This window comes from Pedobacter segetis (assembly GCF_016623585.1).
GTDB lineage: Bacteria > Bacteroidota > Bacteroidia > Sphingobacteriales > Sphingobacteriaceae > Pseudopedobacter > Pseudopedobacter segetis.
Window position 1 is genome coordinate 14,038 of sequence record NZ_JAEHFY010000017.1, and the last position, 12,763, is coordinate 26,800.

Sequence of the window (12,763 nt, forward strand, 5' to 3'; positions counted from 1 at the left end):
CAGTTTGATTAATCATAATTAAATTATTTTTAGCTTTGAAAACACAATAAAACGCATGAAAAAATTAATTATACCTGCACTTTCCGTAAGTATGGCTTTTTCCGTTATGTTATCATCTTGTGGTAGCAAGGGCGGTAAAAATTCTGTTTCTGGCAAAACCAATGTTGCATACAATGCCCAAAGGCCAGGATCTTTACATGTCCCCAAAAAAGTGAAACCAACCCCAGGCCCAGGTTTAGTACACATAGAAGGTGGTACTTTTGTAATGGGGGGATCCAACATCGATGATATTGGTTACGATTATGCCGCTCCCAAAAGGAGGGTTACGGTTGCTACCTTTTATATGGATGAAACGGAAGTGGCCAATATAGATTGGTTAGAGTATTTGAATTGGATAAATGAAGTACCCAAAGACCCTAGATGGTATTATGAAGCTTTACCAGACACATTGGTTTGGAGAAGCCCCTTGGCATATAACGAGCCTTACGTAAATAATTATTTAAGACACCCCGCTTATCAAGATTACCCTGTTGTTGGTGTAACCTGGGAACAAGCCAATGCTTACTGCGATTGGAGGACAAATATTGTTAACGAAAATATCTTAAGAAACAAAGGCATTTTAAGCGATTGGAAAACTTATGCTAATGCTAAATCTGGTACTACCGCAAAAGGCGGAGGAAAAGCATCAGGAAGTGGCAACGGTACAGAGGTTAGTACAGATCCTTTTAACCTGGATCTTTACTTAAACGGACAATACGCAGATAAAGGAAAAGGTGCTGAAAAAGCGACATCAAACACAGGTGCTGCTGCTACGGGATCTAAAGGTAAAGCTGCCCCAGAAAAAAGATTTGCTAAAATAGAAGATGGCGTGTTTACGCCCGGTAGATACCGTTTACCTACCGAAGCAGAGTGGGAGTATGCCGCTTTAGCTTTAGTTGGTACGGGGGGCAACAATATTGTTAACAATAGTAAAGTGTACCCTTGGTATGGTTTAGGGATTAGATCGCCAAAGAAAAGTACCCGTGGGTTAATTTATGCCAACTTTAAAAGAGGCGAAGGAGACAATATGGGTGTAGCTGGATACTTGAATGACGGAGCGGACATTACCGCACCCGTTAAGGCCTATTTACCCAACGATTTTGGTTTGTACAACATGGCCGGTAACGTTAACGAGTGGGTATTAGATACTTACAGACAGCTGTCTTTTGATAAAGTTGAAGACTTTAATCCTTTTAGAGGCAACGATTTTGAGAATAATGAATATGATACCAACGGTAAAATACTAACAATTGGCAAAACAAACGTTCCGAAGAAAACTAATGCGACTTCAGGTAAAAAAGATTCTTATGAAAAACACGCCAATAAATATGGTAACATCTCAGAATTAAGCCCTAGTACCCCTGATGCTATCGATACTACTAAAATGCCTGTATTAAAACCTTCTTTTGATGCCGATGAAAGAGGGGCATTAGATCCACAAAACCTTGATCTTTACGGTAAAATCACTTTAGTTAATGATAGGTCTAAGGTTTACAAAGGAGGTTCATGGAACGATAGGGCCTATTGGTTAAACCCTGGTACAAGAAGATATTTAGATGAAGGAGAAGCATCATCAGAAATTGGTTTTAGATGCGCCATGAGCAGTGTGGGCGATCCTCAAATAAACAAAAAAAGCACCCCTCAGTTTAAGCAACCAAAATCAAGGGTGGGATTTAAAAAATAATAATTTCATAAAAACAGAAAAAAACCGGTTTGATATAATTTATCAAACCGGTTTTTTTATATCATGGCTAATAATTATCATGAATAGCGCTCAACACCCTCACAACCTCGTCTTTTATCTCTTTGGTAGAAATAACAAAACCATTGTTCATAAAAGAAAAAATATACTTTTTACCAGATTTACCGATTAGATAACCGCTTAAATTATAGTTATTAGTTAAACTACCAGATTTTGCAAATATATAGGGTGCGGTACTTCCTTTAAACATATCCTTTAAAGTTCCAGATTCTCCGCCGGCAGGCAAAAGGGAGAACAAACGATCGTCGTTGTTTATTTTGTCTCGTATTTTTTGGAGTACAAGAACCATATCATCAGGAGTAAACAGATTTAACCTAGATAATCCCGATCCATCTACCCACTTTATTTTATTGGGCATATCATTGAGCAAATTTGCAGAGGCCCAATAAATTACGCTATCCGTATTCATATCCATTTTGTTTGCGGCGGCACAATTAAGCAGCAATTCTTCTGCAATAAAGTTATCACTCGGTAAAAGCAGATGCTTATATAAAGTATCCGATGCAACGCCGTAAATTATGTTGGCACTTTGGGGTACCTTTCTCCAGTTTAAAGTTTCTATGGGCTTAACGATAGCTCCTGTTGCAAGCAAAGTATCAGACAATAAATTTTCTACAATAGTTTTATTTAATGATAAGGGTAAACTTTGCCTATAATTTGTGTTAATGGATGTTGGTACAATCCAATTATTATTGTTAAGGCCTCTTTTAACAGTTTTTAATTGGTTAGATATGCTTACTTCATTTAGATATAAAGCCGCTAGATCCGGAGTGTATTTTAATTTACCAAACAAGCCGCAAGAGATATCAACAGCGTTCCCATAGATAGGCATATCGTTTATTTCGGTTTGATAATACTCATTAAAATCATCCCAACTCCATCCTTTTCCGTACTTTTCGCCATGGTAACGCCCCGTAACCAAATAAACATCCTTTCCTGCATCCTTTATAAAATCAAAAGATTTTTGGGCCTTAAAATCTGGGTGTAGAAAAGAAGCATCGGCCATGGGCCATAATATTAAAGAATCTTTTCTAAAGATATATTGAAATGATGGGACAGAATCTCCCAGCATATTAAGAGCGGTGTAAAAAGTAAAAAGCTTGGTATTGGATGCTGGGATAAAATAGAGATTAGCATTTTTTTCATACATATTTTTGCTAGCCCCAACCTCTTTTATGGCAAAACCCACATGGTGGTTTTTGCCAATAGCAGAATTCTCTATTAAATCTGCAATGTTCTGATAAGGAGTTAAGGTTGCCTTTTTAACTGTACAGGCATTTAGGGTAAATATAACGGCTGCGAGACCAAAAAACTTTTTCATAAATAATTAAATAAAGCTGCAAATTAGTAAATTGTATAATAATGCGTTTGCAAACCATCGTGATGAACAAACCTATTAATAAACCAATATGTTAAGCCAAGTTGTTAAAATATCTATTTTATTTCTTTTGGGCTTTTGCACATTAATTGAGCCAGTTTTTTCCCAAGATCAATTTGAGTTTTCTGGGAAAAGAAAAAGACAGCAAATTAATTTTAAAGCCGCAAGGGGTTTAGTGGTAGTACCTATGTACATCAATCATAAAGGGCCTTTTAATTTTATTTTAGATACTGGAGTTGGCATTACCATCATTACCGACCCTAAATTAAAAGATTCTTTAGATCTTAAATATTTAAGGAAAATGCAATTGTACGGCTTAGGGGAAGATACAAGTTTATCTGCTTATACCACACCTTTCCTAGATTTTAAAGTTGGTGCCGCACAAGCTAAAAGTTGTGCTGCCGCAATTCTAGATCAAGACGTTTTAAACCTATCCGGATATGCAGGGATGCCAATTCATGGTTTGTTAGGGTATGATTTTTTTAAAAGTTTTAAGGTCAGGATAAATTACCAATCGCGGTTTTTAAAAATTTATAAAAATAATTTATCAATATTTTTAAGAAAAGGAAATAGGATAAATTTGGATATTGAAGAAAATAAACCCTATGTAAATGTGATTGCCGATGCTACGGAGCATAAAAAAATACCTTTGAAAATGCTGATAGATACCGGAAGCGGGAATACTTTATCTTTAGAATCTTATCAGAAAAGCCCGTTCCCTTTGCCCAATAAATTTGTGATAGCAAATTTAGGCGTTGGTTTAGGTGGAAACATTAGGGGCTTTAAAGGGCGGCTAGAAAAATTAAAAATAGGTAAATTTGGGTTAGATAGCATTATAGCCGCATTTCCTTACTATGAAGATGTTGCAGCAAAAATTACGAGCGTAGAAAGAAACGGAAGTATTGGCAACCCATTTTTCAAAAAATTTGATGTTCTGTTCGATTATCAAAACAGTTGTATCTATTTAAAAGGAAATACCACATTAAAAGAGCCCTTTGAATATGATATGAGCGGTTTAGAGCTTGTTGCAAGTGGCAATAAATTTGATGAATTTTTTGTGACAAGGGTAGAAATTGGATCCCCTGCTGATGAATTTGGCGTAAAAGTGGGCGATCAACTGCTAAGCATAAATTTTAACCCGGCAGAAAAATTATCACTTGATGAGATTTGTCAAATATTTAGTTCTAAAAACGATAGAAGTCTTTACCTAGAAATGGCAAGGGGACAAGATATTTACCGTGGTATTTTAACCTTAAAACGCAGGATATAATTAGGGATGGATGAGTGATGTTGCAAATTGTATAAAGGCATAAAAATAGCTCAATAATTAAAATTAACTTGTCAAATCAATTTTAATAGCTAACTTTATACGTTAAACCAATTTAGTATTTAGTCTAAAAATCTTTTAATGGGTTCAAAAATCAGCTCTATTATTACCGGAACGGGAAAATACATCCCAAACAAATTGATCAAAAATTCTGATTTTATAAATCATGCGTTTTACGAGAAAGATGGCACAATAGCAAAAAGGAATATGTTTGATGTGATCCAAAAATTTCAGGCTATAACTGATATTGAAGAGAGAAGATATGCAGAAGACGATCAAAATGCCTCTGAACTTGCCTACTTGGCAGCAAAAGATGCCCTAGAAAGTGCCAATGAAGATAAAGAAAAATTAGATTATATTATTGTTGCCCATAATTTTGGAGACGTGAACCATGGCGATAACCGCACAGATATGGTGCCTACCTTGGCAAGCCGTGTAAAATATAAATTAGGGATAGAAAACCCAGATTGTGTGGCCTATGATTTGCCATTTGGTTGCCCCGGATGGCTTCAGGGTATGATACAGGCCGATTATTTTATCAAATCTGGCGATGCCAAAAAGGTGATGGTTATAGGTTCAGAAACTTTATCAAGGGTAATCGACCCTCATGATAAAGACAGTATGATCTATTCTGATGGTGCCGGAGCAACAATTTTATCGGCAAGTAAAGATAATGGAGCTGGCATTTTAAGTCACAAATCACAAACCCATACTTTAAACCAAGCATGGTTTTTAAAGATGGAAGGTTCTAGCAAACCCGATTATGAAAGCAAAGAAGATCTATACCTTAAAATGGATGGCAGAAAAGTGTATGAATACGGGCTAACCCATGTGCCTTTGGTAATGAAAACCACCGTAGAAAAAGCCGGTATCTTACCAGAAAAAATTAAAAAGGTATTTGTACACCAAGCTAATGGCAAAATGGACGATGCAATTTTAAAGCGCTTTTTTAAACTTTATGATTATGACTGCCCACCAGAAAATATTATGCCTATGTCTATTTCAAAATTAGGGAACTCTTCGGTAGCAACCATCCCAACCCTGTTAGATATGGTGTTGAAAGAGGAAATGGAAAACCAAACAGTAAAAATAGGAGATGTAGTGATTTTTGCATCAGTAGGTGCAGGTATGAATATCAATGCCATGATTTATCGGTTTTAACCAAACAAAATAGCCATCAAGTTTAAAAACATCCAAATATTCATCAGAACAAAAAAAGCCCACTTATTCTCTGTTTTTAAAATTTATCCCTTCTAATTAATCCTTTTAAAATTTTAGCTGTCATAAAACCATAAACCAGTTTTTGACATGAAAGCATTATTAAAATATTTTTACATCCCATTTTTAGTTTTAGCGGGTGTGCTTTTTTTCTCATCTTTTCTATCATTCAAAAATGACAACTTAACCTCTGCTTATAAAAAAGCTGGGTTAACAGATAGAGAGGCCGCACTTCATTTAATCAATCGTTTTACTTTTGGCGCAAGGCCAGAAGATATTGATAATGCCTTAAAAATGGGCCTAAGCAATTGGCTTAACCAACAATTGAAAGGGAAAACTGAAGATAAAGAGCTAAACGATAGGCTTAAAAGTTATGATGCCATCAATCTATCTAACCAAGAAGTTGCAGAAAAATTTCCGAAGGGAGCCAAAATCTTAAGAATGGCAATTAAAGACGGCTTTATAGATAAAGATTCTGTTAATAAAGGCGATAAGAAAGATTATAGGGAAAAGTTAAAAGGATATATGATCAATAAGGGTTATAAACCCCAGCAAGAGCTTTATCGCCAGTTTATCTCACAAAAAATTTTAAGAGCTGCATATAGCAACAACCAATTACGCGAAGTATTAACCGATTTTTGGTTTAACCATTTTAATGTTTCATTAACCAAAAATGACTGCGCCATGTACGTACCAGCCTATGAAAGAGACGTGATAAGGCCTAACGTTTTTGGGAGGTTTGATAAGCTTTTAATAGCTACCGCTAAATCTCCGGCAATGCTTTTTTATTTAGATAACTTTAGTAGCCAGGCTAGCGAAAGCGAGCAGCAAAAAAACAGGTTAGATATGATGGGAAACAGGATTGGGAACGACAGAGCAAAAGCCTTGGCATTTCAAAAAATAAAAAATGCTAAGAAAAGCCAAGGGCTAAACGAAAATTATGCGAGGGAGGTAATGGAGCTTCACACCTTGGGTGTTGATGGTGGTTACACACAAACAGATGTTACGCAGGCGGCAAGAGTTTTAACCGGCTGGACAATAAACCCCTTTGATGAATATGGGCAAGGAGAGGCTTTTCAAAAAACGATCAATAAATATGGCAAAGAAAATTTAATTAGAAAAGGGTTTGTGTTTGATGGTGATTTCTTGTTTGCAGCAACCAGGCATGATACCGGAGATAAAGTTGTTCTTGGCAAAAAATTTAGCAATAATGGCTACCAAGAGGGGCTTGATCTATTAGAAATGTTGGCGCATAGCCCTTCAACCGCAAAATTTATTTCTACCAAGATTGCAGTAAGATTTGTGAGCGATAATCCTCCAAAAAGCTTGATAGATAAGATGAGCAAAACCTTCTTAAACAAAGATGGTAATATCACAGATGTTTTACTGACCATGGTAGAATCTCCAGAATTTTGGAGCAAAGACGCATTAAGAGAAAAAACAAAATCTCCGTTTGAGTTGGCAATTAGTGCCGTTAGGTGCTTAAATGCCGATCTTGCGCAGCCTTACCAATTGTATGGTTGGATCAATAAAATGGGGCAAAAAATCTATTACTACCAAGCACCAACCGGTTTCCCAGATAAAGGACAATATTGGATAAATACCGGTGCCCTTTTAAATAGGATGAATTTTGGCCTGGCCTTAGCAGCCCAAAAAATACCCGGTATTAAAATTAACCTGGCCGCATTAAACAATAACCACGAACCTGAAAGCAGCGAAGCGGCTTTAAAAACCTATGGGAAAATAATTATGCCAGAGCGTAATTTGGAAGGCACCATAAAAAGGTTGACCCCATTGTTAACAGACCCAGAATTGGTTGATAAAGTAAACAACGCTGCAAGTAAATCTCCTACCCCAACATCAGTAAGCGAGACGGATGATAATATGATGATGAGCGATGATCAATCGGCTGTAAAGCCAAAAAGCAACAACAAGAAATATGGTTATATGGGAAAAGAAAAATCTTTTGGAGATAATTCTATGTTGGCGCAGGTTGTAGGGGTTATTATCGGTTCCCCAGAGTTTCAAAAAAGATAATTTTAATCTTCAAAATATAAATATCATGACATCAAGAAGAGGATTTTTAAAAGCAGGGGGCTTGGCCCTATTTGGCATCGGTTTAGGTGGTTTACCGGGTTTTGTTACTAAAGCAGCGGCAAATGTAAAAGCCCCAGGATTGTTTAAAAGAAGAAAAACGTTAATCTGTATTTTCCAACGTGGCGCAATGGATGGCTTAATGGCCGTTACACCATTTACGGATGAATACTTAAAAGCAGCAAGACCAAATTTGTTTATTTCTGCCGCTAAGGCGGGAAACGCTAAACCATTGATAGATCTAGACGGAAGGTTTGGTTTGCACCCAAGTATGCAGGCGTTTGAGTCTGTTTTTAAAGAAGGAAGGCTGGCAATTGTACACGGCATTGGCTCGCCAAACAATACCCGTTCACATTTTGATGCCCAAGATTATATGGAGTCTGGCACTCCTTTTAATAAAGGGACTTCTAGCGGTTGGTTAAATAGGGCAGTTGGTTTGTTGGGGCATGATGCTGCTAGTTCGCCATTTCAAGCGGTAAGTTTAACATCTTCTTTGCCAAGATCCTTTTATGGCGATAACCCATCAGTGGCGATCAGTAATATCCAAGATTTTGCGATACAAATGAGAGGCAACCCAAGCGGTGCAAATATGGCCGCAAAAAGTTTCGAGGATCTTTATGACCAAACCACTTCTAGCTTGTTAAAAGAAACCGGCAAGGAAAGTTTTGATGCCATGAAAATACTTAAAAAAGTAGATACCAAAAATTACAGGCCAGAAAACGGAGCGGTTTACCCAAACTCTGCCTTGGGCAATTCGTTAAAACAAATTGCGCAACTGGTTAAAATGGATGTGGGTTTAGAGGTGGCTTTCGCCGAGTCTGGAGGTTGGGACACACACTTTAACCAAGGAACGGATTCTGGCATCTTTGCAAGAAACGTAAACGATTTAAGTGAAAGCATAATGGCCTTTTGGACAGATATGGGTACTTTGCAAGATGATGTAACCGTAATGACCATGACCGAGTTTGGCCGTACCGTAAGGCAAAATGGAACCGGCGGCACAGATCATGGCAGGGGATCTTGTAATTTTATTTTGGGCAATGATGTTGCCGGCGGTAAAGTGCATGGCAAAATGAATGCTTTGGCCATAGAAAACCTAGAAGATGGAAGAGACTTGGCTGTTACCACTGATTTTAGAAGCGTTTTTAGCGAGGTAGCCGATAGGCATTTGGGCATAAATAAAGATACCATATTATTCCCAGACTGGGATGGGAAACATATAGGTATGATGAAAAGCTAGATTTTATTACTCCGGATAAGAGGATCATGAGAATTTAGTTCTCTTATCCGTTGCCATTATGGGCAAAATTCTTTAAAATATCTTCATTTGCGATAGTGATATTCCTTTTTTGTACAACTACGGCTTTTTCTTCGATTAACTCGTTCAATATCCTAAACAAGGTTTCATAGGTTGCACCTATATAAGAAGAAACATCTTGTTTAGATAGTTCTAGTTTTAAGCTTCCATCAGCAGCCAGGCCAAACTGGTTTTTAAAATTTATCAATGCTTGCGATAACCTGCCTTTAACACTCATGTGCGCTATATTTCTCATCTTAGCCTCAGAGTCTTGCAGTTCATCAGCAAAAAACATCATCAGCTTATAAGTAAAATCTACGTTAACTTTTAAAGTACTGTTAAAAAAATCCATATCTATAAAACAAACCACGCTGTTTTCTAATGCCGTTGCAGAAATGGGATAATTTTTATTAAAGGTGCTTAAACCCCTGTGCCCCAATATAGAGCCTCCCGTTGCAAAGCGCAAAATCAGTTCTTTATCTGAGGTCCATTTTTTATGAACTTTTAAAATACCTTGATATACAAAATAAATACCTTCTACCGGTTGGCCTTCTTTAAAAACCTGTTCTCCCTTTTTTACTTCATATACCTTTTTATTGGCCTCTATTGCTGGCCTCCACTCTGGCGAACAGTTGATTGTTAAATAACAATTGGCGTTATCGTACTTTTTTTTACTAAGTTTCATTAAAAACAGATTTAATCATTAAAATAATAGCTTATAATCTGGCTAATTTATACTGTTTTATTTAAAAACATAAATTATTTTGTCATTTTATTAATGTATTTTTTATAAATTTTAAATTAAAGTAGTTATTAAATAAATTATAGACTATTATTTTTATTAATAATCAATATTAAGGTATTTTTTATAAATATTTACATCTATTTTTAACGATAATTAATAAAAAAATTTTTAAAATGACGATTTATATTGTTTTAATCATATAAAATCATAAAGAAGCATAAAATATTAACTTTCTGATTGATTTTAATAGGCTTGTTTTAGGTTTTTTTCTTGCTTTAGGGATAGTAGCGATATCCCCGCTTGTTTTTCGGGCAGGCTTTTTTGTCATTCTGAGCATTGCCACTCTGAGCATCGTCACTCTGAGCGGAGTCGAAGAGGGAGTCGAAGAATAAGACAAAAAAGATATATCCGCCAGCTGGCAGACCGCCCTAACGGCCAAATAATTTCTGCTTCTAATAGGCCTCACGCTTATATTTATCGTATAATTGAATTGTTTTTTATGCTGATGCAACCTTTCCATTAAATCCATCATCTTGCATACAGAACCTTATATGAATTTGAAACACAAATACGCTATAGAAGATATTGTTAAGGGATGCCAAGCTGGGGAACGCAAGTTTCAAGAAATGCTCTACCATACAGCTTCGCCTAAGATGCTAGGGGTATGTATGCGCTACGCCAAAGACCATTTTGAGGCCGAAGATATGATGCAGACCGGTTTTATAAAGGTGTTTAAAAAAATTGACGACTACCGAGGTGAAGGCTCTTTTGAAGGGTGGATGAGAAGGATCATGGTGCACACTTCTATTGAGTTTTACAGAAAAAACCTGCGCAGTTTAAACGTTGTTGATATTAACGAAACGCATGAACAATCTGCATCTACAGAATTTGACATGAGCAGTTTGAATGTGAAAGATTTAATGCGCTTGATACAGAATTTGAGCAGTGGATATAGGATGGTTTTTAATATGTACGCTATTGAGGGTTACTCGCACAAAGAAATTGGCGAGCAATTGGGTATTACGGAAGGTGCTAGCAAGTCGCAATTATCTAGGGCGAGAGCCATATTAAGGGAACAAGTTTTAAAATTGGAAGGATATAAAAATGAAGCCAATGTTGGATAAAGATTTTGATCAATTTTTTAAATCTTCTTTTGAGGATTTTGAAGTGCAATCAGCGGCAAATAGCTGGGATAAAATAACCGCGGGTTTAGAAAAAAAGCCTAAGAGCAAAAGTTTTGGGATGTTTTGGATGGCAGCAGCAAGTATTGTTGTTGTTTTGGGAATTGGCATTGGTTTATATACCAAACCTAAAGAAGTGATCAAGCTTAGGGGCAATGCCGATGAGGTTTTAAACCAAGTTGCCCAAGAGCAAAAAATCGAACCAGAAGTACTTGAAAGTGTTGCTGTTAGAACGGATAAAACAAAGGCTGTTTTAAAAAGCAAAAATGATCATTCTTTAGTCAGTAACCATAAAGTTGACTTAGGGGCAAAAAATAATTTTAAGAATGATGCAACCATCGGTACAAAAACCAACGTCTTACCTATAAAAAAAACTGATACTGATCAACCACAAATAGTTGCGATAAAAGCAGTAAGGGCAAAAACAGTAACCGAGCGTATTTTAGATGATGAGGCCTCTAAAACTAAAGAAGAATCTGAAATTAAAGCTCAACCTCTTTTAGCACAAAACACCGTTGATGATAACCTGACAGAAGATGGCAACCAAATTGGCAAGAAATTAAAGATTAAATCTGTAGGTGATTTTGTAAACTTTGTGGTAGCAAAAGTTGATAGGCGAGAAGAAAAAATAATAAAAGTGAGCAAAACGGAAGAAAGCGATAACGAAGTTACCGGCATAAACCTAGGTTTGTTCAAATTCAGAAAGATTGATTAAAGAAACAGAAAAACCAAAAGAAAAGAAATGAAAAAAATATACTTAATTGTAATTGCTTTACTAATTGTAAGCACTACACAGGCACAAGAACAAGATACCTTAAAAGTATTTAAAAAAGGCACTAAAACCTCCATGATTATTGATACAGGCGGTGTGAGCATTACGGTTGGCAAAGCCGATTCGACCAAAAAGGAGAAGAAAACAGTAAAATACCCACATGCAACCTTTGGGATTACCTTTGAACATTTTGATATCGGATTGAGTAAATTCCATACGGGCTCTGATTTTTCTGCACCAGTTGGGTATGATTATCTAGAAAACAAACCTTGGAAAACCAGTAATATCGGTTTTGATCTATTACAGTTTGGCGTAAGGTTTAACCCAAGTTTTAAGATAATGCTAGAAGCGGGGATAGATTGGGATTTGATTAGATTGGTTAAAAACGTTACAATAGAGCCAGATAAGCCAACCTTAACCGCAACCCCAAGTACCATAGTGTATGATAAAAACAGACTTTCTAGCAAATATTTAAGAATACCCTTGTACTTTGAATACCGCAGCCCTCAAAGCCAAAAAGGCAAAAGAATCTCTATCGTAGGTGGACCAGAAATCGGTTTTTTACTAGGGGGAAAAACAAAACAAATAAGCAGCGAAAACGGCAAAGTTAAAGTGAAAGACGATTTCAATTTTGAACCTTTCCGTTATGGAGCAAACATAAGAATTGGATATGGTGGCGTAGGCTTGTTCTTTAAATATTATATGAATGATGTTTTTGCCAAAAACCAAGGCCCGGCAGATTATAAAAACCTAAATTTTGGTTTAACATTTGGTTTTTAGTAGTAGTTTGTAAATAAAGATAAAAGACCTTTTTATGGTAAAAGCTGTCTCATAAAAAAATAGAGGCAGCTTTTTTGATTAACCTATCTTACCATTCTAAACCTAATAATGGATCATAGGGAATAACGGTTATGCGCCGGTTGCAAATTATCTCTCAGAACGGCAAAACA

10 protein-coding genes are annotated in these 12,763 nt (G+C 36.3%); 8 read left to right on the forward strand and 2 right to left on the reverse strand.

Annotated features, from left to right (window positions below; genetic code table 11):
• Positions 1-55 precede the first annotated feature (55 nt).
• A complete protein-coding gene (locus tag I5M32_RS12205; RefSeq protein ID WP_200586739.1) occupies positions 56-1,723 on the forward strand; it encodes an SUMF1/EgtB/PvdO family nonheme iron enzyme in 1,668 nt (555 codons plus the stop codon).
• Positions 1,724-1,790: 67 nt separating this feature from the next.
• Here I5M32_RS12205 and I5M32_RS12210 read toward each other — a convergent pair whose 3' ends face one another.
• Positions 1,791-3,122 carry a D-alanyl-D-alanine carboxypeptidase/D-alanyl-D-alanine-endopeptidase gene (locus tag I5M32_RS12210; protein ID WP_200586740.1) on the reverse strand — a complete coding sequence of 444 codons (1,332 nt, stop codon included), beginning with the start codon at positions 3,120-3,122 and terminating at the stop codon, positions 1,791-1,793.
• Between the two features lie 88 nt (positions 3,123-3,210).
• On the opposite strand from I5M32_RS12210, the gene I5M32_RS12215 reads away from it, so the two are divergent.
• The 4 genes from I5M32_RS12215 (at position 3,211) to I5M32_RS12230 (ending at position 9,058) form a co-directional block, all read left to right on the forward strand.
• Positions 3,211-4,449: an aspartyl protease family protein gene (locus I5M32_RS12215; RefSeq protein WP_200586741.1), complete on the forward strand. Its 1,239-nt coding sequence runs from the start codon at positions 3,211-3,213 to the stop codon at positions 4,447-4,449.
• A 138-nt stretch (positions 4,450-4,587) separates the two neighbouring features.
• Entirely contained in the window at positions 4,588-5,667 is a 1,080-nt protein-coding gene (locus I5M32_RS12220; RefSeq protein WP_200586742.1) for a 3-oxoacyl-ACP synthase III family protein, read from the forward strand.
• Positions 5,668-5,814: 147 nt separating this feature from the next.
• Positions 5,815-7,761, forward strand: coding sequence for a DUF1800 domain-containing protein (locus tag I5M32_RS12225; protein ID WP_200586744.1), 1,947 nt, complete (start codon positions 5,815-5,817; stop codon positions 7,759-7,761).
• A gap of 25 nt (positions 7,762-7,786) precedes the next feature.
• Positions 7,787-9,058 (forward strand): DUF1501 domain-containing protein, encoded by a 1,272-nt coding sequence (locus I5M32_RS12230; RefSeq protein WP_200586746.1) that lies wholly within the window; start codon positions 7,787-7,789, stop codon positions 9,056-9,058.
• Between the two features lie 43 nt (positions 9,059-9,101).
• On the opposite strand, the gene I5M32_RS12235 is transcribed toward I5M32_RS12230, so the two are convergent.
• On the reverse strand, positions 9,102-9,800 hold the full coding sequence (locus I5M32_RS12235) for a Crp/Fnr family transcriptional regulator (RefSeq protein WP_200586748.1): 699 nt from the start codon (positions 9,798-9,800) through the stop codon (positions 9,102-9,104).
• Positions 9,801-10,411: 611 nt separating this feature from the next.
• Between I5M32_RS12235 and I5M32_RS12240 the strand changes: the two genes are divergently transcribed.
• From I5M32_RS12240 to I5M32_RS12250, 3 genes are read left to right on the forward strand one after another with little or no spacing between them, the layout of a single operon-like run.
• A complete protein-coding gene (locus I5M32_RS12240; protein ID WP_200586751.1) occupies positions 10,412-10,984 on the forward strand; it encodes an RNA polymerase sigma factor in 573 nt (190 codons plus the stop codon).
• Complete coding sequence (locus I5M32_RS12245) at positions 10,974-11,756, forward strand: hypothetical protein (RefSeq protein WP_200586753.1); 783 nt, start codon at positions 10,974-10,976, stop codon at positions 11,754-11,756. The genes I5M32_RS12240 and I5M32_RS12245 overlap by 11 nt, the downstream gene beginning before the upstream one ends.
• A gap of 27 nt (positions 11,757-11,783) precedes the next feature.
• The gene (locus I5M32_RS12250) at positions 11,784-12,593 is read left to right on the forward strand and encodes an outer membrane beta-barrel protein (RefSeq protein ID WP_200586756.1); all 810 of its coding nucleotides are present in this window, start codon (positions 11,784-11,786) and stop codon (positions 12,591-12,593) included.
• Positions 12,594-12,763 lie beyond the last annotated feature (170 nt).